Origin of the sequence: Methylobacterium phyllosphaerae (assembly GCF_001936175.1) — a bacterium.
GTDB lineage: Bacteria > Pseudomonadota > Alphaproteobacteria > Rhizobiales > Beijerinckiaceae > Methylobacterium > Methylobacterium fujisawaense.
This window is the reverse complement of record NZ_CP015367.1, coordinates 727,904-751,860: the sequence shown is the minus strand read 5'-3', so window position 1 is coordinate 751,860 and position 23,957 is coordinate 727,904. Positions and strand designations below refer to the sequence as shown.

Sequence of the window (23,957 nt, the reverse complement as noted above, 5' to 3'; positions counted from 1 at the left end):
TTCCCCCGCTAAACTCAAGCTTCAAGTCGCGCCAACCCGCACCGGGGATCAGGATATTCAGAGGACGCAGCTGTCGAGAGCTATTAGGCTTCGGAGTAAGGGGCTGAGCCAACTGAACTTCTGCGCAGAAGGCTTGTCGTTCTCGAACAGCGCGTGCGCCGTTCCGAGAAGTTCCGACAATCGCATATTGAAGCGTCCTTCGCCCTGCCTGGATGTGGCGGTCATCGTCCGGATGAAATCCTGCCCGAGCTCCCGGTACATGGTCTCATCCCATCGCTGCTCATGATACTCGTGAAACGCGACCGAGTCGCGCACCATCGAGACGGTGATCTTGCTGGACAACGCGCAGGCCGGGAGCCAGATGTCCCACCACGGGCCGCCGAAGATGAAGGGCGCATCCATGTACACGATCGCTGATTCTGGGGAAAAAAGAAACCAATCATATCCCCCCTCGTAGATCTGGGCGCCGCTGTCTGGCGCGTCCGCTCGATCGATTGTATCCACATTGTAGCGGTGGCCACACACGAGAGTCGCGCGCGTTTCCGCCAAGGCCTTATCGAGGAGCGGCCCTGCCTTCGGCGAGAGAACGATGTCCGCGTTGATCAGACCGACTGTGCGGGTCGGTGCGTCGGCCAGCACGGTCATCATGTCGTGGACATAGACGTAAGGCTTGCCGAAACGGCCCTCAGCGTGACGCGGCGCTGTCACAAACTGAACGTCGGGGAAGGTGCCTTCAAGTATGGTCCGCTCGTGGGCCGCATTCAGTGATATGACCTGCGCGCCGAGTTCCAGCCAGGACTTTACGGCTCGCTTCTGAATGGCGAGGCGGCTTGGCATCAGAGAGGTTACAAGGCATAGGCTCCGGGCGGAGGCCAGAACGGGCTTCGGGAGCTGGGGGCCGCCGGTTGCCGGAATGCGGTCCTCAAGCGCGCGGATCGCTTCGCCGTACTGGCCCAATCTGAGGCAACTGTCGCTGACCGCGAATGCGACCTGGTCAACGGTCATGCACTTGGCTGAGGCGAATTGGGAGGGCATTTGCCTGCCGAGATCCACGACATCGGCAAAAGCCCTAGCGTGGTAGCGCTTCAGCAGGTGATCCGCGAACGCACCGAAGGCCGATTCGACGATTTCGTCGATGCCGTCCGGGTGAAGCGCCGTCAGCTTCTCGAACGCGATCGCCGCCCGGTGCCAATCGCCGGATCTGCCGCAGGCGAAGATGAGAAGCCGTAGCGCGTCCCTCGACCGACCAAGGGCCGCGTCCTCGACATAAGCGGCGCAAGACTTCGCTTCGTCGAAGCTTTCGAGTTCGAAATTGAGCCATCCGAGCCAGAGCACAAGTGACGGATCATCTGGAGCGAGCTCGATCAATCTCTCACAATGTGACTTGGCTTCAGCCAGCCGTCCCAGCTGCTGCGAAACGCGCACGAGTGTGCTATAGGCAGCTAAGCTGTCGGGCGCGAGGCGAAGGGCGTCTTTCAGCAAAGCTTGCGCGCTGTTGAGGTCACCCTCCTCGATCCGTGCGAGTGCATTTTGATGAAGTAACGCGGCGCTTGGCAGAGGTGCGTTCATTTCGATAATCCTGGTAGACTTGAGCAGTAGAAGCGGTTTGTCCCATGGCTGCAGCATGTGACGTATATCCTGCTGTTGGGTGCTCAGCCTATCGAAAAATCCGAAGTGTCGTGCGAGCGGTCCCGACCGTTCGCGCTCGATTGCCGTCGTAGATGATGGCAAGAGCGCGAAGGACGGGTGCCCGAACTGGCATGGTGGACCTTTATAGCGCCTAACAGAACGGGCACGGATCGGGCGGGTGGGCGTTGGTCGTAATGGCTCGTCCGCTTCTGCCCGATGGTCTCTGGACCGAGATTGCGCCGCTTCTGCCGCCGCCCCGCCCACGTCCAAAAGGTGGCCGACGGCCGATCGAGAACCGAGCCGCGTTGACCGGCATTCTGTTCGTGCTGCGCTCAGGCATTCCCTGGGAGATGCTGCCAGCGGAGATGGACTTGCCTCGAGAAAGTGGAGAGCTCTTTTCCTGAAGGAGGAGGGTTCCGATGGCAGACCGGAAGCAGACCTTTACCCCTGAGTTTCGTGCTGAGGCGGTGCGATTGGCGCAGACGAGTGGGCGGTCGCGCCGCGAGGTCGCCGCCGATCTCGGCGTCGGGCTCTCGACGCTGCGCAACTGGATTGACGGTCGACGTGAGCGGGAGATGGAGTTGACCCGTTTTGGTGGAGCGGTGGAACGTTTGCGGATCAGGGGTTGGTGAGCATTGGACTTGCTCCGCAAAAGATACTGCTGGCGAATTCCTACGCGCCCGCGGGCTGAGCCATGAGGCGAGCGAATGCAGGGCGTCGGGTTCGGCCAGCGGGCGTGTCGCCGATCCAGGCGGCCAGGCGGCCGAGATTGATCGCCGTCGCCGTCAGCAGGTGCTGCAGATGCGTCCTGGCTAGACCGAGATAGCGACTGCGACGCAGGCCCATCGTCCGTACGCCGCGTGAGAGCGTGCCTTCGATGCCAGCGCGCCGTCGCCGGTCAACTGCGAAGGCCGACGAGGTCTCTCGTGCCCGCGCCGCGACGAGCGCATCGTGTTCCTCACGCGAGCGCGGGGTCAGTAGACGGCGCTGCGAGCGGGTGCAGCGAGGCTTCAGGCTGCAGGCTCGGCAGTGCTGTGCAGCGAACCGAATCCGTATGACCGTGCGACCGAGGTTGTAATTGGGATGCCAACTCCGGCTGTCATGTCCCGCCGGGCAGGTCGCGATCTTCCGATCCCAGTCGAGGTGGAAGGCTTCGATGGTGAAGGCGCCCTCGGTACGCGCTTGCCACTGGTTGTCCTTCGACACCGGTCCGGTCAGGACGACGTCGTGATCACGCGCGGCGGCCACGAGACCGTCGGCGTCGATATAGGCGGCGTCGACGAGATGGCGGGCCGGCAGCAAGTCCTTCGTCGCCAGCGCCGCGTGCAACGGGTCGAGCACCGCCCGATCCACGATCGGGGCCGGTATCGTCGCGACGTGGACGATCAGCGGCGGCTGGGCGTCGTCGCAGGTCTCGGTCAGGTGGACCTTGTAGCCGATCCATGTGGTCGCGCGCTTCTTGGCGTAGTGCACGTCCGGATCGTAGGGCGATGCGACCATCACCAGGGCCGCTGGGATGCCCTCGGCCTCCGTCCGCCAGCGGATCCGCCCGTCTCCCTCCGAGCCTCCGGTCGGTGGTTCGGTGACGTGGAAGTTCTGCAGCCAGACGCGGCGAAGGACCACCATGGCGGGGACGTTGCGCAGCCAGCCCGGTGCAGCCTTGGCGTCGACGGCTGCAAGCAGCCGGTGCCCGTCGTCACCGATCGCCTCCGCGCAGGCGCGGCGCGCCGTCTCGCCCTGCGGGATATGGAAGTCGTCGATGGAACGGCCGTAGCGCTCGATCCAGTTCGGATCCGTATGAGCCCGTAGCCAGTCCGGCGCGACAACAGCCAGGGCGTTCAGGGCGGCCCGCAAGGTCTCGATGGCGCAGCCGAGGCGGTTGAGGCTGCGGACCGCACCGAGGACATGGGTTGCGTCGGTGCGCTGGCGGCCACGCTTGGCCAAGAGGCCGCGCTCGCGGCAGAGGGTGAGCAGGGTGTCGAACAGCAGGGCCTCGGCTTCGCCGGCCACGAGGCGGGAGCGGAACTCACTCAGGACCGAGGCGTCGAAACCGGGATCGGTCAGGTCGAGGCCGAGCAGGTACTTCCAGTCGATGCGAGCCCGTACGGCATCGGCCGCACAGCGGTCGGACAGGTTCTCAGAGAACTGCAGCAGCGTGATCAGCGCCAGCCGCCAGGGGCAGGCCGCGGGCTGTCCGACGCGTGCGAACAAGCCAGCGAACGGGATATCCGTGTCGATCGGACCGAGAGCATCCCTCAGCCTGAGATAGGCATGACCGTGTGGGAATGCGGCACGGGCGACGGCCGCGGTCTCGTGTGGGACGCCGCAATCGGGTGTGGGATGGAGAGACATCTCGATCTCCCGGACAAGGCGCGCTCTGCGCCATGATCCGGAAACGCCCATCATCTCAAACCGATTCACCCAATTCGCCAGCAGTATCGCAAAAGTGGCTCTTCGTCATTTCGTGTGGCTTCCCCGTGCGTTCTCCGTTCGTGTGAGAAGGACGGAGCTTGGCGATGGCGCGGCTGCACGAGGTTCCTGGCTGCCGGGTACTCTCCATTGAAGATGGGCCTGAGGCGGGGGGACTGTCAGGAATTTCGTGTGCGGGCGGCCATAGTGGACCCGAAGGAGGTTCCCGATGGCACGACGCAAAGCACCCCGTATCCCTGACGCGCTCCTGGACCAGCTGCTGGCCGGGGCCGATCCGAAGACGGCCTTCGAGGCCGATGGCCTGCTGGACGAGCTGAAGAAGGCCCTGGCCGAGCGGGCGCTCAACGCCGAGATGGACCACCATCTGGCGGGCGAGGAGGCCGGCAACACGCGCAACGGCTACGGTCGCAAGACAGTCACGACCGAGACTGGCCGGATCGAGCTGGCGATCCCGCGCGACCGGCAGGCGACGTTCGACCCGCAACTGATCGCCCGGTATCAGCGCCGGTTTCCCGGCTTCGACGACAAGATCGTGTCGATGTACGCCCGCGGCATGAGCACCCGGGAGATCGTCGCGCACCTGCGCGAGCTCTACGGCATTGAGGTCTCACCCGATCTGATCAGCGCGGTGACCGACGCGGTTCTGGAGGAAGTCGCCGCCTGGCAGGCCCGGCCGCTGGAGCCGGTCTATCCGATCGTGTTCTTCGACGCCTTGCGGATCAAGGTGCGTGACGAGGGCGTGGTCCGCAACAAGGCCGTGCACATCGCGCTGGGCGTGCGCGCCGACGGATCCAAGGAGATCCTCGGCCTCTGGCTGGAGCAGAATGAGGGCGCCAAGTTCTGGTTGCGGGTCATGAACGAGCTGAGGAACCGCGGCGTCGAGGACGTGCTGCTGGCCGTGGTCGACGGCCTGAAGGGCTTCCCCGACGCGATCCGAGCGGTGTTCCCCGAGGCGCTGGTCCAGACCTGCATCGTCCACCTGCTGCGCCACAACCTCGACTTCGTCTCCTACAAGGACTGCAAGGCCGTGGAGGGGGCGCTGAAGGACATCTACCGCGCGCTTGATGCCGCGGCTGGCGAGGCAGCTTTGGCAGCCTTCGAGGCGGGTGAATGGGGTCGGCGCTACCCGGCCATCGCCCAGAGCTGGCGACGGGCCTGGGGCGAGGTGGTCCCGTTCTACGCCTTCCCCGGCGAGGTGCGCCGGATCCTGTACACGACCAACGCCATCGAGGCTCTGAATGCCACGCTGCGCCGGGCTGTGCGCGCCCGCGGGCACTTCCCGACCGACGAGGCCGCGCTGAAGCTGCTCTACCTGGTCTTAAACCGCTCCGAGAAGGCGTGGAAGATGGGGCCACGTGAGTGGGTCATGGCCAAGGCGCAGTTCGCCGTCATCTTCGGCGAGCGCTTCACACGGGCCATGGCGGCCTGATGTTCAACCCGCCGCCCGCACACGGAATTCCTGACAGTCCCGGTGAGCCGAGGAAACTCGAGCGTCGGTTCTGCCGAGCGCGCGGCTTAGATGGCTCCGCCCACTCCCTCTTACCCCAACATGAGGCGGCACCGGCCGACCTCGGAGAGAAGCAAGAGCTCCACAGGACCGATCACGCGTCGAACCAGGATGCGCACGACAGGGCATTGACCGATGAACCCCGAATAGAGAACAAGTTTCCCGCGGCAACGTCCGCCAGCACCTGACCCACCAGGGACAGGTCCGCCACGAGCCGCCGCAACCGAGCGTTCTCGCGCTCCAGGTCCTTCATCTTTCTGGCCTGGTCGACTTGGAGGCCGCCGTACTCCTTGCGCCAGCGGTAATAGCTCTGCTCAGAGATCTCCGCCTCCTTGCACGCCAGCGCCAAGCTCTTGCCTTGTGCCGTCTGCACCTCGATCTGGCGCAGCTTCAGCACAACCTGCTCCGCGCTCATCCTCTGACCTCGCCGCATGTCCGACTCCCTTGGTCCCAGCTGATCCTCTCAATCAGCCCGGTCCAAAGCCAGCCGGTCAGGTCAGGGCGCGGATCCGAAACCTGCTCCAACCCAGGTCCGCCGATCGGGGGTCCGCAATTTTGCCGCAGGATATGAGCGCGCAACATCGCATGAGTTGGATGGGTGATGCTAGAAGGCGAATGGAGCGAAACCGAGCCCGCACGCCCCGCGGCTGTGGTTGAGCACCCCAAGATGCCTATTCATGAGTTTGGACATGACCAACGATCAAAGGTGGCGCGGCTACATCGACTTCATCGACGAGCCCTTCGTCACCGGATGGGCCTTCGACACGCGCAACCCGAATCTGCCGCTTCTCGTTCAGATCACTGCGGCCGGAGGCAAGACGGAGTATGCGAGAGCCAACATCTTTCGGCAGGATCTCAAGGACCATGCCATCGGCGACGGACGGCACGGTTTCGTGGTCGACCTGCAGAATTTTTCGGCCTTGGACGGTGCAATCGAAATTTCGATCCTCGGCAGCGGATGGGTTTTGGCCAAGAACGTTCACCTGGGTATGCTGAGCCTCCAACGTGTCGTTCCGCCGCTTCCGGAATCCTTCTCAGCCTTGATGATTCTGATTGCTGCCGAATTGCAAGCTGCAGTGGATCCAGCGGCACCGAGTAGGTCCGGCTGGTCTTGTCTCCCTGACGACGACCAATCCTCGCCCAGCAGCAGATCGCCTGCAGCCATTCTTCTTGAAACAGCTAATCCCGAGCAGGATCCCGACGGCCTGATTTCGAAATTTCTTCGCAATGAGGTACTCCGGTCAGGCGGCGCGAATCTCAAAGCCAAGCTCTCTGGCACCGCGAAGGACCGCCAGGATATCCTCCTGTGGTATATCGGAGAATACAGTCTGCGATGGGGGCGATCGCTTAGCGTCCCGTTGTCGCCAGCTCAGCTGCGGTTCCTCAACAGTCCGCTGCCGGTTTCCGAGTTTCCCGCATGCATCAGCGTGGCCCTTTGGAATCTTCTCCGGCGCGATCGCCCGGACCTTCTCGATGTTACAAAGCCGGAGGTGGTGAATGAGGTACTGTACTGGTGGTGTTTTGAGAAGACGCCGCAACTGAATCTGGAGCAGACGCTCGTAACACCTGATCAGCTGTCGATGCTGCGGAACGTCGATCATTCATCCCATGGCAGCTTTCCGCTCAGCACATTTATGCGACTGCATATCTCCAAGAATCCCGAGCTGCACTGCTTAAATCTCAACAGTCGCGCGGGGCGGCTGGCAGCTCTGCACTATTTCCTTGTTTTAAGCTGCAAACATCCGCATGTTATCGATCTTATTCCGCGTTCCTCAATGGAGGCTCTCTTCGCGCGTCAGTTAGACGGCGCAGACCCTTTCGAAGACAATCTAACGTTTTTTCTCCGGGATACAACTGTTGCATGCAACCTCGCCGGACAAGTCCGGCAGCGCAGCGGGAATAGCGCCTCCGGGTCAAATCAAGGCTCGTACCAAAAGGCGGGACATTGTCTACCGTCGACGGTGTCTGCCCGGAGTGAAACGCAGGAGGGCGCATCCGTCATCGGTCCCATTGATAAGACCTCTGGGCTCGGGCAGGCGACACGCCTATCGTACCAGATCCTCGAGCGCAGCATCGCGCCGTCGCTGTCCGCCTTGCCGTTTAACGTTGAAAACCCTGCTCTCGTCGGGTTCTCGAGCCAGCTCGATTATAGTCCACACCAACGCCCGCATCGCGTTAATCTGTTTCACCTTAATGCAGATTTTATCCCGATTGCCCTGGCTATGTTGCCAAAATCAATATTTGAATGCAGTTATAATATCGGCTATTTTTTCTGGGAGCTTAACAAAATTCCAAAGTCGCACTTTCTTGCACTCGAGCTATTGGATGAAATCTGGGTTTCTTCACGCTACGTCCAGGAAATCTACGCGACTCAGACCGATAAGCCGGTCGTGAATGTTGGGATGGCCGTCGAGAACCTGCCGCCGCATCTCAAGCCCCACCCCGATTTATGTCAGGACGGGGCGTTTACTTTCCTGACTACATTTGACTCCTTTTCCTTCGCTGAGCGCAAGAACCCTCTCGCGGCAGTTCGCGCCTTTCAATCGGCGTTCGACAAAAATAATCGACAGGTGGCCCTCATCATTAAAACTTGGAACAGGCGCCGGGTCTTAAATGACTTTCAGATCAGAATCTGGAGTTTGATTGATGAACTTATCCAAGATGATCCCCGAATCCGAGTCATTGATGAGGTTTACACATATGAGCAGCTTCTTTCCCTGAAGTTATCCTGTGATTGCTATATATCTCTACACAGGGCCGAAGGTTTCGGTTTCGGCATGCTCGAAGCCATGCAGCTCGGACGCGCGGTGATCGCAACAGCCTATTCTGGGAATATGGATTTTTGTACGGAAGAGAACTGCTTCCTAGTCGATTACGACTTGGTGGCGGTCGGATATGACGAGTACCTAAACGTAGAACGAGGCAGCGTGTGGGCCGATCCGAAAATTAGCAGCGCCGCCGCCGCCATGCGCGAGGTATTCCATAACCGCGACGAGGCAGCGCGACGGGGCATGCGCGCGGCCCAATTCGTCAAAGACAACTTTAGCATCGATGCAATCGCACGGCGCTACAGCGAGCGGCTCGAAAGCATCAGATCATGAAGGGCCGACGTCAAAGCGCATCAGACTTTGTGCGCTGCCAAATCTATGGTGTAAGAATCTTTGTGCTGTCCGTTTGCCTCGAAACGGACTTCGATAGAAAATCTAAATTTTAATATAAAGTGATAAAATGCGTTTTTCTGGATTTTTTCTAAGGAAGCTGCGCCGTCTTTTCAGATTTGTCGGCAATCGTTCCAACGAGCGAAGATTGGCAAATTCTGAACTGTTCGACGCTGTATGGTATCAGGCAATGCACGTGCCCGAGCTGTCGCTCGATCAGGCTGCGCGGCACTACCTGCGGCATGGCGCCGCGCTTGGGTTTAGCCCTAGCCCGCTCTTCGATGGGCCATATTATCTCGCCAATAACCCCGACGTCGCCGCGGCGGGCGTGAACCCGTTGCTGCACTACCTCGACAACGGACGCGCGGAAGGGCGTCCGATTTGGTCGGTCGCGAACCCGGAAGTCGTCGCACGGATCGCCGCCTCCAAATTGTTCGATGAAGATTGGTACCGTGCAACCCAAGCTCCTGACGTGGGACCAGATCAATCCGCACGGCACTATCTCCACGAGGGCGCCACGCGGGGCCTGAGCCCTGGCCCGCGGTTCGACGGCCCATGGTACCTCGCCAACAATCCCGATGTCGCCGAGGCGGGGTTGAACCCCTTGCTGCACTATTTGGGTAGCGGACGTGCCGAGGGACGATCGATTTGCCCAGTCGCCGAACCGGTGGCGGCGGCGCTCATTGCGGCGTCCGATTTGTTCGATGCCGGCTGGTACTGTGAAACCCAGGCACCCGGCGTGACGCTGGATCAAGCCGCGCGACACTACCTCCAGGAGGGCGCCGCAAACGGCCTGAGCCCCGGCCCGCTGTTCGACGGACCGTGGTACCTTGCCCACAACGCCGACGTCGCCGCTGCGGGTCAGAACCCGCTTCTGCATTACCTGAACGACGGACGCTCAGAGGGACGGCCGATCTGCCCCTTCACTGACCCGTTGGCATTGGCGCCGATCGAAAACTCCGATCTGTTCGACGCGGACTGGTACCAGCGGACGACCGCCTCCGATCTATCGCCGAATCAGGCAGCGCGGCACTACCTTCGCGAAGGTGCAGCTCGCGGGTTGAATCCCGGCCCTTTGTTCGATGGAGGCTGGTATCTCGGCAACAATGCCGACGTCGCCGAGGCCGGCCTGAACCCGTTGCTGCATTACCTGAGAAGCGGGCGCGCGGAGGGGCGGCCGATCCGCCTCGCCTGCGCCCGCGATGCCCAGGCACGAGTGATCGAGACCCGCCCCCTCGTCCTGCGTGAGAAAACGTCCGCCCGCATCGTGGTTGTGGTGCACGCCTTCTACGTCGACGTGTTCGAGGACCTTCTGCCCCACCTCGTGCGGGCGATCCCGCATTTCGACCTGCTGGTCTCGACTGACGAGCCCGCGAAGCAGCATGCGATCGCGGCGGCGGCGGATCGTGCCGGCCTCGCCGACCGGTGCCGGGTCGTGCTGGCGAAGAATCGCGGCCGCAACTTCGGACCGCTCGTCACCGTGCTGGCACCTGACATCCTGCGCTACGATCTCGTGCTCCACGTCCACACGAAGAAGTCGTTGTTCAGCGGTGCCGAGCAGACTCGCTGGCGTGACGATATCTATCGCGCGTTGTTCGCGAACGCGGCCTGCGCCGCCATTGCCCGCATGCTGCTGGAAGAGGACCGCACGATCGGCCTCGTTTTCCCTGAAACCAGCGCGCACATCGTCTACTGGGCGCATACTTGGCTCTCGAATATGGGCACCGGCTACGGCCTGCTCGCCCGCCTCGGCCTGCCCTATGATGGGTTCGACGAGTACATCGACTACCCGGTCGGCGGCATGTTCTGGGCGCGGGTCGATGCCCTGCGCCCGCTGCTGACCGGCGGACTGACCCCCCAGGATTTCCCCGAGGAGCACGGCCAGACCGATGGCACGGTCGCCCACGCGATCGAGCGGGTGATCCCGATCGTGTGCCGGTCGCAGGGCTACCGCGCCGTGTGCCTCGATTACGATCGGGGTCTCATCCGCTCTGACGGCAGTGCCCGCAACTGGCACCAGTACAGCGCCCGGACCCAGGATCAGGCGCTGCGGGCTTTGGAAGATGTCGACCTCGTCTCGTTCGACCTGTTCGACACGCTGGTGAGCCGCCCGGCCCGGCGCCCGGACGCGGTGCTCAATCTCGTCGAGCACCGCATCGCGACGGAGGAAGGCCGCCCCGTGCCGCTGTTCGCGGAGCGCCGCGCCGCCGAGAATCGGGTCCGGGCGCGCAAGCACCACCAGGGCGATGTCAACCTGTCGGAGATCTACGCGGAACTCGCCGCTTCGGGCACCATCCCCCACGACGTGGTCGCGCGGGCGCACGCGCTGGAGAAGCAGATCGACCTCGGCGCTCTGCGCCCGCGCCCGGAGGTCATCGCCGTCCTGGAGGCGGCGTGCCAACGCGGCAAGCGCATCGTCCTGATGACCGATACCTACTATGAGGAGGCCGACATACGCGGCATCCTCCAGGCAATTGGAGTCGCCGATCTATTCGCGGCGCTCTACGTGTCAAACGCGATCGGGGCTCGCAAGGACCGGGGCGACCTGTGGCGCCACGTCGAGAAGGCCGAAGCGGTGCCGCGGGCCCGCTGGCTGCATGTCGGCGACAACGAGCACTCCGACATCCAAGCGGCCTGCGACCGACGGATCCCTTACCTGCACGTCGCGCATCCGGCCAAGATCCTCGCACAGAGCGGGTTTGTGCGGGACGAAGGCGATCTCGCGCGCACGTGGTCGTCCGATCTGGTCATCGGCCACGCCATGCTGACGCTGTGCCGGAACCCGTTCCTCGACCGCGCAGCCCCGCCCTACCTCTCGCTCGGCTCGGCCCGCGAGGTCGGCTACGTCGTGTTCGGGCCGCTCATGTTGCTGTTCATGTCCTGGCTGATCCGGCACGAAGCCCTGGGGCGGGTCGAGCGGCTGTACTTTCTCGCGCGGGAAGGCGACTTCCTGGTCAAGGTCTACCGGCTGATCCGGGAGCGCTACGGACTGCGCCATCTGCCCGAGGGTCGCTACTTCCACGTTTCCCGGCAGGTGGCGATCGGTGCGGCCCTCGGCACGGGTTTCCGTCCGGATCTGGTGACCGGGGCAGGCCGCTACGTGGGGAGTATCCAGTCCCTGCTCTGGAACCGGGCGAGCTTCACCGCCCCGGCACATCTCGGACTGGACAGCCGCGACGTGCGGCTCCCGACCGATGCCCCTGTGGTCGAGCGCGTCATGACCGACCTCGAGCCGGAGATCATGGCCCATGGGGTGGACATGAACGCGCGATTCCGCGCCTATGCCCGACAGGAGGGGCTCGATGCCGACGGCCTCCACGCGGTGGTCGATGTCGGCTACTCGGCCACGATTCAGAAGATGATGCAGGTGGCGCTCGGCCGGCCGCTGGTCGGCTTCTATATGACGACCTTCGACACGGCGCAGGGCGTCGAGAAGGACGGCGGCGCGGCCGTCAGCTGCTTCCGCGCGGGCACCGAGAATCCCGAGACGTCCGCGCTCCCCGTCCTGGCCTACGGCCTCGCCGTTGAGGCGTTCCTGACCGCGCCCCACGGGCAGGTTGTGGGCTACGAGACGGTGGGCGACCGGATCGCGCCCATGTTTAAGGCTGACCCTCGGTCTCCGGACGAGCACGCTGTCCTCGCCGAGCTCCATGCCGGCGCTGAGCAGTACATCATCGAAACCCTGGATCTGTACGGCGCGGATCTGCTCCAGGCCGAGATACCGACGCGGGGGCCACAGGAATTCCTGCGCCTGCTGATGCAGGGGTTGCTCGCCACCCCGTCCGAACCGATGCGGATGCTCGGCGTGGAGGACGATTTCTGCGGTATGCCGACTCACAAGGTGTATGCGGGAGCGGGAAGTCCGGCGTCCGGCTGAGGCGCCGTCAGCGGATGCGCATCAAAGAGCTACCGTGACCTTCTCCAGAGCCCGCCGCATCGTCGCCGGCGGGACCATGTAGTTCGCGTGCATCGGGTGGACGCCCTCCGCCTGCAGGGTGGTTCCGCGGACGAACAAGAGACGCGCCCCGCTTGACTCGACGAAGCTGGTAAAGCCGCGAAAGTAGAATTCCTGGCTCTCGTGGGCAAGCGCCACGACCTGGGTGCCCGGCCGGCAGAAGATGCAGTTGATCAGGGCGGAACTCGCCGATCCGACGATGATGTCGGCGGCGTGGTACATCTGCACCTGCTCGGCGAAGGTGAGCTGCTCGGGCTGGACAACCTCGAACCCGTGGGGCCGCAACGTCTCGACGATCTCGGCCTCGTTGACGAGCTGGCGCTGCGTGAACCCTCGCCGGGACAGGATGATGCGCCGCCCGGTCCGTCGGAGATCGACCCCATCAGCGGCGAGCCGTTCGAGGATCCTGTCCCGCACCGCGGCGAGGATGTCCTGCGGCCAGATCGCGTCGTAGATCGGAAGCCCCGGCCGGGTATCGAACGGGAAGAAGGCCGGCACGGGCGCGAGGCCGAGTTCGCGGAACCGCGTCGCGACCGGGGGCAGCGTCACGATTGGCCGGTCGCGCGTGTCCATCAGCGCGACGATCTGGCGGTGCGTCTCCGGCATCCCGTCATCGATGCAGAGCGGCAATCCCGAGGGACATGCGGGATCATTGAAGCACAGCATCCGGGGGACGAATTCGAGCAGCCAGTGGCCGTACTGACGGCTCTGGAGGCCGAACAGCATCAGCCCGGCCTCGATCTCGCGCGTCTCCGATGGCGCTTCGACCAGGGCGCGTTCGGGCGCCCAGACGGCCGTCATGATCTGACTCGGATTGACCCCGTCCTTGATGTCGGCGACCCCGCTCAGGGGATGGGCCGCGAGGTCATAGATCAGTCGGTCCCCGTGGAGCACGACGTTGCTGCGGGGGAAGGTCAGGCAGTCCTGGAAGAAGGCCACGTATTGCGGCGGAGCGTCGAGGGTCCCCGGCTGGGAGGTCAGCGGGATCGGGCCGTCGAGGAATGTCACGCCCGGGTTGGCGATCCTGCGGCCGGATCGCAATTCGTGATAGCGCCCGTGCCCCTCCCCGGCTTCCTGCCGGGCTGAGACGATGCGGTAGATGCCGACGGGGCCGAGGCCGACGATCGACCGGGTGCTCTCGTGCAGCACCACGGCCTCCTCGTGCCGGCCCGCCTCCGCCAGGGCGTTCATCTGCAGGATGCGCAGATTCCGGATCTTTTGGCTCAGGCTGTCCCCGTCCACGGTCGCGAGGCCGGCATCGCCGCCGTTAAGTGCGTAGGCGAGGCGGTAGCATTGAACGGCAGGTTCCGCCCGGCCGCGGCACTCGTGATCCCAGCCGAGCTGCAGCAGCGTCCGGGCGGTCTTGTGCAGGGCGGGCCCCGCCTCGTCCTGGCCCCGGATCGCGGCGACAAACGCCGATGCGTCGTCCCAGCGCTCGTGGTCGATGAAGCCGCGCAGGCGTGCCGCGATGGCGATCCGGTGCCAGCGCGCCGGATCGTGTGGGTCGATCGCGGCGGCGAGTTCGTAGGCGCGCGCCGCATCCGCGAAGCGGGCGCCCCCCTCAAGCCGGAAGCCGAGGGCTTCGAGGTGCCGCAGGGTCGCAGCCGCCCGCGATCCCGACGGGCGCTCCGCTTCGAGCAGGGAGCCCAGCCTGTCAAGCACGTGCGCGGCGTTGCCGCTGTCGATTGACCGGACGAGGTCGAGGAAGGTCACCATCGGCCGCATGTCGCCCCGTATTTGGCCGCTACGGGCCGACGCCCACGCGCTCAAGGCCGCGCAGCACCTGTTGGGGCGTGACCGTGTAGTTGGCGTGGAACGGATGCGTCTTCTCGCCCGGCACCGTCTTTCCCCGGATATAAAGGACTTGGGCGCCGCTCGACCCGATCATACTGGTGTAGCCGCGGAAATTGAACGACCGGTTCTCGTGGATCAGCGCGACGACGCGGGCCTTGTCGTTGCAGAAGATGGTGTTCGTCATAGCGGAGCTCGCGGAGCCCACGATCACGTCGGCCGAATGATAGAGCGCGATCTGCTCGATGAAGGACAGCTTCTCCGGGTAGGCGACTTCGAAGCCGTAGCGCCCCAGAACGTTGATGATCTCGGCTTCGTTGACGAGTTGGCGCTGCGTGAAGCCTTTCCGCGACAGGAAAATCCGCCGCCCCGTGGCGCGCAGGTCAATCCCGCGTGCCGCAAGTTGGTCCAGCACCGCGCGCCGCATGGCGCCGAGGATGTCCTTCGGCCAGACCGAGTCGTAGACCGGCACGCCCGGCCGAACGTCGAACGGGAAAAACGTCGGAACTGGGGCGACCCCGAGTTCCCTGAAGCGTACCGCTTGGGCCGGCAGGGGCAGAATCGGCCGGTGGCGCGCATCGAGCAGTTCCACAATCTGTCGATGCGTTTCCGGCATGTGGTCGTCGATGCAGATGGGGAGACCCGCTGGACATGCTGGGTCGTTGAACCACAGCATCCGCGGCACGAATTCGAGCAACCAGTGGCCGTAGTTTCTGCTCTGGAGCCCGAACATCATCAGGCCGGACTCGACGGTTTGCGCTTCAGCCGGCTCTTCGACTAACGCACGCCCACCGCCGTAGACGGCCGTCATGATCTGATCGGCGTTCTTCCCATCTTTGATATCCGCGACGCCGCTGTCCGGGTGCGCCGCGAGATCGTAGATCAAGCGATTACCCTGCAGCACGATGTTACTGCGCGGAAAGGTCAGGCAGTCCCTGAACCGGGCAATGTATTGCGGCGGGGCGTTCAGAGTGCCGCAATCGGAAGTCAGCGCTACCGGGCCTTCAAGGAAGCGGATCTCCGGCTCGGCGATCCGGCGGGCTCCGAGCAGCTCCCGGTATTCGCCTTGCCCGTCGGCGGCCCCCTGGCGGGCGGAAACAATGTCGTAGATCCGCAGCGGCCCGAGCTCCAGGACATGCCGCGTCCGTTCGTGGAGTGCCCGCGCTTCCTCGTGCCGACCATCTTCGGCAAGAGCGGTCATCTGCAGGAGGCGCAGGTTCCGGATCTTGCGCTCGAGGGTGTCGCCGTCAATCGTCAGCGCCTGGCCGCCCAGCTGGTCCCGCGCGATCCGCGCGAGCAGGTAGCTGCGCACCGCGCCTTCGGCGTCCCCGGCGAGTTCGTAGTCCCAGGCGATGTGGATGAGCGACGGGTCGTTCTGCCCGTGATCCCCGGCGGCCGCCTTGGCCTCCCGCAACTCCTGGAGCAGCCCTTCCACCGGATCGAACGCCTTGCGGCGGCAGAGATCGAGGATGCGGGTTCGGATGGCGGCGAGCCGATACGCCGCCGCGGGTGCAGGCGTCACCCGGGCCGCGAGGTCGTAGGCACGCGCCGCGAGGTCGAGCCGGTTCTCGCCCTTGAACCGGAAAGCCAGCGTGGCGAGGTGCTGCGCAGCGACCGCCGGTCGGCTGTTCGTGAGTGCGGACAGGCCGTCCTCGATCGCGTCGAGCGCAGCGGCGCCGTTCGAGGGATCGGCCTGACTCAGGATACGCCGAAAATCGCCTTGCATCGTCCTCGACCGTTCCTCTCGGCCCGGGCCCACCGTCGCCGCTCAGCGGGCCGCCAGAGACCGCTCCACGCTGCCGCAGACCGCATCGATCTGCGCCGGCGTGATCGCCGGGAAGAACGGCACCCCGATGGCGCTCGCGGCCGCCGCGGCGGTCCCCGCCAGCCCGTCGTGCCGGCAGGTCGCGAAGGCGGGGTGCGCCTGACAGCCGGTCCCGTACCAGCGCCGCCACTGGATCCCGTCCGCGTCGAAGCCTGCCGTCACCGCATCGGCGGTGCCGGGCTCGAACAGGGCGGTGATCGTCATGGTCAGCCAGTCCCTGCCGAAGCCCGGCTGCATGCGCACGCCGATCCGCTCGAAGCCCGCGACATAGGCGAGGGATGCGTCCCGCAATTGCTGGATGCGCGCCTCGAGCCCGTCGAACACCGCCAGTCCGACCGCGGCGGCGTATTCCGAAATCCGGTAATTGCCGCCCCGCACCTCCGACACGCGGCTGCTCGCCGAGAAGCCGAAGCCCGTCATGGCGGTGGTCTGGGCGACCAGATCGGTGTCGGTGGTGAGGATCGCCCCGCCCTCCCCGATCCCGAGCGCCTTGGTGGCGTGCAGGCTCACGCAGATCGGCTGCGCGCCCACGCGGTGCAGGTTGAGCGTGGCGGCGGCGGCGTCGAACACCACCGGGATGCCGTGCGCCGCCTCGAACGCTTCCCAGGCGGCGACGTCGATCGGCGCGCCGTAGGGGCTGACCACCACCACGGCGGCGACATCGCCCCCGGCCGCCGCCAGGGCACGGGCGGCAATGGCCGGCGTCAGCGCCAGCGTCTCGGGATCGACATCCGCGAAGAACGGCTCCAGGCCGACATTGACCGCCGCATGCGCGGTGGCGACGAAGGTGTAGGCGGGCATCAGGCAGAGCCGGCCCGTCCGGCCGGCGATCCGGTAGCGCAGGGCGAGCTCGATGGCCGTCGTCCCGCTGCCGGTGATCGTCGCCGCCACCGGCGCGCCGTCGGCGCGCTCCGAGACGAAACGGCAGAGCGTCTCGGTGAACGCCCGGGAGAGCGGACCGTAATTGCTGTAGATGTGCGACTGATCGATCCGGCGCAGATACGGGACGATGGCATCCGTCTCCGGCAGGCTTGGAATGAGCACGGGGATCATCGTCGAGACACGTCCTGACTGTCGGCCGCCACCATCCTCACGCGCATGCTAAGGTGACGCGCCCGCTATACATGGCCGGACAGGACCGCGGAAGGCGGCGATCCGGATGCCGGGCCCTCCCCGCCTAGGCGCGCCGCAGGGACCGCGCCGGATTGCCGAACACCGTCTGGCCCGGCGCCACGTTCCGGATCACGACGGCGCCGGCGCCGACCACGGCGTGCGCGCCGATCCGCATCCGCGGGATCACGCAGGCCCCGGTGCCCAGGAACGCGCCCTCCTCGACGCGGACATGCCCGGCCAGGTGGACCCCAGGGCTCAGCGTGGCGAAATCCTCGAGCACGTCGTCGTGGGCGACGGTGCAGCCCGGGTTGACGAGGACGTGCTCCCCGAGGCGTGCATCCGTCGTGATGGAGGAATGGCCGAGGATCACGGCACCCGCGCCGATCCGGCTGCTCGCTCCGATCAGCACCCCCGGATCGATGATCGAGGTGAACTGGGCGCCGATCTCCGCCCGAAGATGCGCGACCGCCCGGGCCCGGGGCCCGGGCTCGCCGAGGGCGACGACGAAGCGCAGGCTCGCGTCGCCCGCCAGGCTGCGCACATCCCGAATCACGGGCCGGCCCCGAAACGTCTCCGGCGCGTCGATCCCGGGATCGACGATGCTGGCTTGCAGCTCGATCACGGTCCCGTGCGCGTTGAGGCGCTGCAGGGCGTCGACAATCTCGCGGGCGAGCGCGCCGGCGCCGTACAGGACGAGGCGGACGGTCATCGTGCCCGGATCCGGGATCGGATCCGTCCGCGGCCCGAATGCAGCGTGTCGTTCCGGTCGTCGTCCATGCGCGGGGATCCCTGCCTGCCCGGTGCCCTGCCCTACACGAGACCGCGTGCGCCCTCCAGCGCCGCATCCGCCGGCCCTCCCCGGCGAGGGGCATTCGGATATCTCGTCACGGCACGCCGGTTCCAGTACACCGCCCGCGAGGGCGCGCCGTTCGACCGGCGCGCGGACGGGCAGGGTCGATCAGGCGCGCAACCGACATGAGGCCGACGCAGACCTTCATCGATCTGATCCGGACGGTCCATCGCGACAACGCGCCGGACGTCCTCGCGCAGATCCGCACCCTTGCCGCCGAGGAGCGCGAGCCGGTGCGGCGCGGCGCGCTGTGCCGGCACCTCGAGACCCTCGCGTTCCGGCTCGAGGGCGACGAACGGCTCGGCGCCGCCGCCGAGACCTATGACCTGATCGCCGCCCTGGTCCCCGGCCCCCGGGCGCGCTGGACGAGGGCCGCCGCCACGGCGCGCCTGCGCGACCTGTGCGAGCGCGGCCGGTTCGCCGAAGCCGAGGCTTATATCGCGGGCCTGCGCGCCGACGCTGAGGCGCCCGTGCTGATCCAGGACGGGCTTGCGACTCTGCTGCGGCTCGGATGGGCCTACGAGTGCCGGAACCAGCCCGAGCCGTGCCTCCATTGTTACCGCCTCGCCTACGACCTCAATGGCGGCGACGCGGGCGTGACGACGGAGGACGGAGACCGGCTCAGCACCAAGGTCAAGAACCTGCGCCGCCTGCTCCTCGACACCCTGCTGGAGGACGGGCGCTTCGACGAGGCGATCGCGCTCCACGCGGCGACGCGCCACGTCACCGGCTCCGAGCCACTGGAGGCTTACGACATCGTCTCCGTCCAGGCCCTGGCGGCCGCCGGCGGCGCCCGCGCCATCACGGTGCTCCCGGAGCGCCGCATCGCCGCGCCCGATCTGCGCTTCTGGGAACCGCCCCCGGCCCTCCGGTCGGAGGCCGGCAGCCTGGACATCCCGGCCCAGTATCTCGCCTTTCTGGAGGGCGCCCGCGCCTTCCCGCGCAGCAACGTCGTCATCGCCGGCGGCAAGCTCGTCTACGACCTCGCCGCCCATCCGCGGCGCCCGGACATCCTGCTGCAGGACGGCCTCAACCCCGACCAGATCATGACCGCCGCCTTCGGGGCCACGCGGGCCCTCGTCGAGGTGCCCGAGGCCGAGCACACGATCGCGGCCGGCCTCATGATGTTCGGCCTGCAGAGCCGGAACTACGGGCACTGGTTCTGCGAGTTCGTGCCGCGGATGCTCTGCTACAACGACCCGCGCTGCCCCGACGGGATCCCGCTCTGCATCGACGACCACATGCCGGGGGCGCACGCGGAGATCCTGGGCCTTCTCGACACGCGCGACCGGCCCGTGATCACGCTGCCGCCCAGGCCCGTCGCGTTCGGGCTCCTCGGGATGGCGCCGGTGCCGGCCTTCTTCCCCTTCGACATGAAGCCCGGCCGCCCCTTCTACGACACGGTCTGGCCGGCCGACGTCTTCGGGGCGATCCGCCAGCAGATCCTCGACCGCGCCCGCGCGCGCGGGGCCCTCTCCGGCCGGACCGACCGGCGCCTGTTCATCTCGCGCAAGGCCTTCACCCAACGCGCCCTCGTCAACGAGGCGGAGATCGCCGAACGGCTGCGCCCCCTGGGCTTCGAGGTGATCTATCCGGAGACGCTGACCTTCCTCGAACAGGTCGAGGCCTTCCATTCCGCCGAACTGGTGGTCGGCTCATCGAGTTCGGCGCTCAGCAACGCCCTGTTCTGCCGGCCCGGGTGCCGGATCCTCGGCCTGATCCACGAGGAGCTGTCCTTCAACTTCCGGGGCTATGCCAGCTTCATCGAGGCCGGGGGCGCGCGGATCCTGTTCCTGCGCGGCCGGACCTTCCCGCGCGCCGGCGTGCACGCCTTCCACGTGAGCTATACGGTCGACCCGGGGCGGGTCGTGGCCGCCGTGGCCGCACTTGAGGCCGAGGTCGCCACCGGGGCACCGGCCGGCTTTTCGATCACGGCTGCGGACGATCGGCCGATCCGTGTGCCGGATCGCGGTGCCTCCCGGCTGCAGGACAAGCGGACCGTCGGGCCCGCGCGCGTCGACCCAGACCGGCTTGCGCGGGTCAGGACGCTCGCGGCCGGCCCCCATGCGGGCGCGGAGGCAGGCCTGTGCGCCCTGGAGGCGGTGGCCTACGTCGCCGGCGAGCCGCATTCGGATGAACCCGCCTGCGCGTCGCCCAGCATCGCCGCCTTTGTCCGAACCTGGAGCGATCGCCTGCCGCAGGATGCGCGCGATGCCCTGATCCTGCCGCTCGTTCCGCGCTTGGTCGGCACCCGGGGCTCGGAGGCCCTGGAGCGCCGGCGGGTCGCCCTGGTGGCCGATTGGCTGATCCGCACCCACCTGCCGGCGTGGTTCCGCCTCGCCAAGCTGAACGTGGAGGGGGACGAACTGGCCGACCTGCCCGAGGTCGAGGACGTCGCCCAACTCGTCTCCCTGTGCGATCACCTCAAGCGCGCGCGCAAGCGGGCGGCCGTCGCCAACCTGACCCTGCGGCAGACCGGCTCGGCCGTTCGGGGCGCGGCCTGGGACGCGGCCCATCAAGCGGCCTGGGGCGCCGTTCGGGACGCATTGGAGGCCGCGGGCCCGTCAGTCCTCGCCGCCGGCTGGGACGCGGCCTACGCGGCCGCCTACGCGGCGGCCCGCGCCTGCGGGAAGGCGCCCCTCGAACCGACGCGGCAGGCGCTTCAGCGCTCGGCCCTTGCGCTGGTCGAGCGCATGATCGAGGCCCGTGAGCGCGATCCCGCCGATCCGGGCCGGCGGCCGGAAGATGCCCTTCCGGCCCCCACGCCGATCCAAGACGGCGCTGAATGTCGGCCATGAGTGACACCCGGCAGGGCCCGCAGCCGCTCGATCCCGCCGGATCCGGTCAGCCCGCGCCGTCCATGGCGGGGCTCCGCTGCCTCGTGCTGGGCGGCGGCGGCTTCCTCGGGCTGAACCTGTGCAACCGCCTCGCGGCGGCGGGGGCCGAAGTCACCTGCTTCAGCCGCAGCCACATCCAGTCCGAGGTGCTCGACCGACGTGTCGCCCGGGTCACCGGCCAGTTCGCCGACCGCCTCGCGATCGCCAACGCCGTCGAGCGTCAGGACGTCGTCTTCCACCTGATCGCCGGCTCGATCCCGGAAAGTTCGAACCGGGATCCGTCCGCGGAACTCGCCGCCGCGCCGATCGCCACCCTGCATCTGCTCGAGATCTGCCGCTCGGCCCGGATCAGGAAGCTCGTGTTCTCGTCCTCCGGCGGCGCGATCTACGGCATTCCCCGGGCCATCCCGATCCCCGAGCAGGCGCCGACCGACCCGATCTCGGCCTACGGCATCGGCAAGCTGATGATCGAGAAGTCGCTTCACCTGTACCGGCATCTCCACGGGATCGACTACCAGATCCTCCGGATCGCGAACCCGTACGGCCGGTTCCAGCTCGGCACCAAGCACCAGGGCCTGATCGGCAGCTACATCCACCGTGTTCTCTTGGGCCTGCCGCTGGAGGTCTGGGGGACCGGGGAGGTGGTGCGAGACTTCCTGCACGTCGACGATGTCAGCGACGCGTTCCTCGCCGCGGTGTCCTATGACGGGCCGCACAAGGTGCTGAATGTCGGGAGCGGCAGGGGCCTGAGCGTCAACCAGATCATCGCGGAGCTGGAGGTGGCCTTCGGCCGGGATCGCCTGCCCTGCATCCACAAGCCGAGCCGCGCCGCCGACGTGCCCGCCAACGTCCTCGACACCGCGCTGATCCGGTCCGAGCTCGACTGGCAACCGCGCGTCGCCCTGCGCGAGGGGCTCATCAGCACCATCGCGTGGATGCGCGCCCATCTCGCCGAGATCGGAGCGGGCGCTGCGGCGCCGCACCCCGCCCGTGAGGGATGAAGCGCCCGTGACCGCCGTCGCGGCCGACGGCGGGACGGCGCCTGTGCGGCGGTCTTGATCGTCACTCCGCCCCGGAGCGGCCACGTTTGTCGTCGACAGCGCGACCTGCGAGCCGCACGGAGACCGCATGTCCTTCCTGCACGATCTGCCGATCGCCGACCTGATCGCGCACTATGGCTACCTGGCGATCTTCGTCATCATCACGCTGGAGAGCGCCGGCCTGCCCCTGCCGGGCGAGACGGTCCTGCTGACCTCGGCGGCCTATGCCGGCAGCACCGGCAACATCAACATCGCCGTGGTGGTGGCCATTGCGGCAACCGCGGCCATCCTGGGCGACAATGCCGGCTACTGGGTCGGCCGCCGCTGGGGTCTGCCCCTGCTCCTGCGCAAGGGGCACCTGATCGGCCTCGATCACGGCCGGCTCAAGCTCGGCCAATACCTGTTCCGCCGGCACGGCGGGAAGATCGTGTTCTTCGGCCGCTTCACCGCGATGCTGCGCGCCTATGCGGCGGTGCTTGCCGGCGTGAACAAGCTCGACGCCCGCCGCTTCTTCGCCTTCAATGCGCTGGGCGGCGTCGCCTGGGCCTCGATCATGGGCTTCGGCGCGTATCTCTGCGGGCGCTCCATCGAGAACGTCATGGGGCCGGTCGGCCTCGGGCTGCTGGCCTTCGTCCTGATGGGCGCCGTCGCGCTCTGGCTGTTCATGCGCCGGCACGAGGCGCGCCTGATGGTCGCCGCCGAGGCGGCGATCCCGGGGCCGCTGGCAGAAGGATTGGACGAGGCGCGACCGCAGGTCGAGCCTGCTCCGGGAAATGACGGCCTGGACCCGAACGGCCCGATCCAGGCGGACTTTCAGAATCAGATCGAGGCGGTCCTGGCGCAGCGGGAGCGCGCGGCGCCGCAGCCCGCCGCGCAAGCGGCCCTCCGGACCCGCCGCGCGCCCTGGCCCCTGTGGTTCAAGATCCCCGTGCTCCTCGTCGCCGCCGTCGTCGGTATGACGGCGATCTCGTGGCACGACGGCGTCACCGGTGGACTCTACGGACGGCTCATCGGGCATATCGGGATCCTCGGCATCGCCCTGATCCTCGTCGTCCCCGCCGGCCTCCTGCTCGTGATCGGTTGCCGGCTCCTGCGTCCGCATGCCGAAGCTGCAGCCGAAGACGAAGACGCCTTTGGGGTGGCGGCGTGAGAGATCGGCGGTCGGCTGGCCAGGACGGCGGTCCGAACCGTCGGTCGATGCGGTGTTCCATGAGCCGAGGCGGTGGCGCCGCGTCGTCGAGCGGCGGGTTGACCGGTCCCGGAGGCGATCGTACAGCCGGCCGCAACCCGACTGGGGTACTCCCGTCGCGCCGGCCTCCGGCCGAATACTCTGATGGCTGCGTGCCCGAGACCCGTCGGGCCCCGTGACTGAGACGGAGCTAACCTTGAGCGAGGACGTGGAAGCGCTGCGGGCCGAGCTCGCCGAGACCCAGGCACGGCTCAAGGAGGCCCAGGGCGAACTCGCCCGTCTGGTGCGTCTGGCCGAGGCCGACCTCCAGCGCCGGCGCCCCGGTGAGCAATCGAGCGTCGTCGCTTCCTCGGTCCGCAGGCCGGCCGCCAAGGAGGTGGCCGCCCGGATCGCCCGGTTCGCGCATCTCTACCGCGAGGCTGCCGCTGCCACGCCCGATCGTGCCCCCGTCGTACCCGAGGCGACGATGCTCGGATGGCTCGAAACCTCCGGGTTGTTCGACCGCCAGTACTACCTCGCGTGCAACGACGACGTCGCGAATGCCGGCGCCGATCCGACGCAGCACTATTACAACCACGGCTCCGAGGAAGGGCGCCTCCCCAGCACCCTCTGAGGGTCCAGTCTGGGGAAGCG

The 23,957-nt window shown here is 66.5% G+C and carries 12 protein-coding genes and 4 pseudogenes; 9 read left to right on the top strand and 7 right to left on the bottom strand.

Going from position 1 to position 23,957, the window contains the following annotated elements; all coding sequences use genetic code 11:
- Positions 1 to 57 precede the first annotated feature (57 nt).
- The gene (locus MCBMB27_RS03535; RefSeq protein ID WP_075379866.1) at positions 58 to 1,626 is read right to left on the bottom strand and encodes a tetratricopeptide repeat protein; all 1,569 of its coding nucleotides are present in this window, start codon (positions 1,624 to 1,626) and stop codon (positions 58 to 60) included.
- 197 nt (positions 1,627 to 1,823) lie between these two features.
- On the opposite strand from MCBMB27_RS03535, the pseudogene MCBMB27_RS03530 reads away from it, so the two are divergent.
- Together MCBMB27_RS03530 and MCBMB27_RS03525 are read left to right on the top strand one after the other, a co-directional pair.
- Positions 1,824 to 1,997, top strand: a pseudogene (locus tag MCBMB27_RS03530) (transposase); the annotation flags it as partial.
- A gap of 51 nt (positions 1,998 to 2,048) precedes the next feature.
- Positions 2,049 to 2,210: pseudogene (locus tag MCBMB27_RS03525) on the top strand (transposase); the annotation flags it as partial.
- A gap of 91 nt (positions 2,211 to 2,301) precedes the next feature.
- Here the strand turns inward: MCBMB27_RS03525 and MCBMB27_RS03520 are convergent.
- Positions 2,302 to 3,981 carry an IS1182 family transposase gene (locus MCBMB27_RS03520; protein ID WP_075379864.1) on the bottom strand — a complete coding sequence of 560 codons (1,680 nt, stop codon included), beginning with the start codon at positions 3,979 to 3,981 and terminating at the stop codon, positions 2,302 to 2,304.
- 286 nt (positions 3,982 to 4,267) lie between these two features.
- Here MCBMB27_RS03520 and MCBMB27_RS03515 point away from each other — a divergent pair, with 286 nt between their 5' ends.
- Positions 4,268 to 5,488 carry an IS256 family transposase gene (locus MCBMB27_RS03515; RefSeq protein WP_075379863.1) on the top strand — a complete coding sequence of 407 codons (1,221 nt, stop codon included), beginning with the start codon at positions 4,268 to 4,270 and terminating at the stop codon, positions 5,486 to 5,488.
- A 232-nt stretch (positions 5,489 to 5,720) separates the two neighbouring features.
- Here MCBMB27_RS03515 and MCBMB27_RS03510 read toward each other — a convergent pair.
- Positions 5,721 to 5,999, bottom strand: a pseudogene (locus tag MCBMB27_RS03510) (transposase); the annotation flags it as partial.
- Between the two features lie 256 nt (positions 6,000 to 6,255).
- Here MCBMB27_RS03510 and MCBMB27_RS03505 point away from each other — a divergent pair.
- Both MCBMB27_RS03505 and MCBMB27_RS03500 read left to right on the top strand, forming a co-directional pair.
- A complete protein-coding gene (locus MCBMB27_RS03505) occupies positions 6,256 to 8,667 on the top strand; it encodes a glycosyltransferase family 4 protein (RefSeq protein ID WP_159020291.1) in 2,412 nt (803 codons plus the stop codon).
- 529 nt (positions 8,668 to 9,196) lie between these two features.
- Positions 9,197 to 12,601, top strand: a complete 3,405-nt coding sequence (locus MCBMB27_RS03500) for a rhamnan synthesis F family protein (RefSeq protein WP_170861863.1) — start codon at positions 9,197 to 9,199, stop codon at positions 12,599 to 12,601.
- Between the two features lie 21 nt (positions 12,602 to 12,622).
- On the opposite strand, the gene MCBMB27_RS03495 is transcribed toward MCBMB27_RS03500, so the two are convergent.
- From MCBMB27_RS03495 to MCBMB27_RS03480, 4 genes are all read right to left on the bottom strand, one after another.
- Complete coding sequence (locus MCBMB27_RS03495) at positions 12,623 to 14,395, bottom strand: glycosyltransferase 61 family protein (RefSeq protein ID WP_236952881.1); 1,773 nt, start codon at positions 14,393 to 14,395, stop codon at positions 12,623 to 12,625.
- A gap of 28 nt (positions 14,396 to 14,423) precedes the next feature.
- Positions 14,424 to 16,196: a glycosyltransferase family 61 protein gene (locus MCBMB27_RS03490; RefSeq protein WP_075379859.1), complete on the bottom strand. Its 1,773-nt coding sequence runs from the start codon at positions 16,194 to 16,196 to the stop codon at positions 14,424 to 14,426.
- Between the two features lie 42 nt (positions 16,197 to 16,238).
- The gene (locus tag MCBMB27_RS03485; protein WP_075379858.1) at positions 16,239 to 17,348 is read right to left on the bottom strand and encodes an aminotransferase class I/II-fold pyridoxal phosphate-dependent enzyme; all 1,110 of its coding nucleotides are present in this window, start codon (positions 17,346 to 17,348) and stop codon (positions 16,239 to 16,241) included.
- Between the two features lie 124 nt (positions 17,349 to 17,472).
- Positions 17,473 to 18,117, bottom strand: coding sequence for a NeuD/PglB/VioB family sugar acetyltransferase (locus tag MCBMB27_RS03480; protein WP_075379857.1), 645 nt, complete (start codon positions 18,115 to 18,117; stop codon positions 17,473 to 17,475).
- Between the two features lie 266 nt (positions 18,118 to 18,383).
- On the opposite strand from MCBMB27_RS03480, the gene MCBMB27_RS28715 reads away from it, so the two are divergent.
- The 4 genes and pseudogenes from MCBMB27_RS28715 (at position 18,384) to MCBMB27_RS03455 (ending at position 23,937) form a co-directional block, all read left to right on the top strand.
- A complete protein-coding gene (locus MCBMB27_RS28715) occupies positions 18,384 to 21,056 on the top strand; it encodes a glycosyltransferase family 61 protein (RefSeq protein WP_091955253.1) in 2,673 nt (890 codons plus the stop codon).
- Positions 21,053 to 22,096: an NAD-dependent epimerase/dehydratase family protein gene (locus MCBMB27_RS03465; protein ID WP_051044846.1), complete on the top strand. Its 1,044-nt coding sequence runs from the start codon at positions 21,053 to 21,055 to the stop codon at positions 22,094 to 22,096. Before MCBMB27_RS28715 ends, MCBMB27_RS03465 begins: the two co-directional genes overlap by 4 nt.
- Before the next feature lie 127 nt (positions 22,097 to 22,223).
- Positions 22,224 to 22,859 (top strand): annotated as a pseudogene (locus MCBMB27_RS30455) (DedA family protein); the annotation flags it as partial.
- A 661-nt stretch (positions 22,860 to 23,520) separates the two neighbouring features.
- Positions 23,521 to 23,937, top strand: a complete 417-nt coding sequence (locus MCBMB27_RS03455) for a hypothetical protein (RefSeq protein WP_075379855.1) — start codon at positions 23,521 to 23,523, stop codon at positions 23,935 to 23,937.
- Positions 23,938 to 23,957 lie beyond the last annotated feature (20 nt).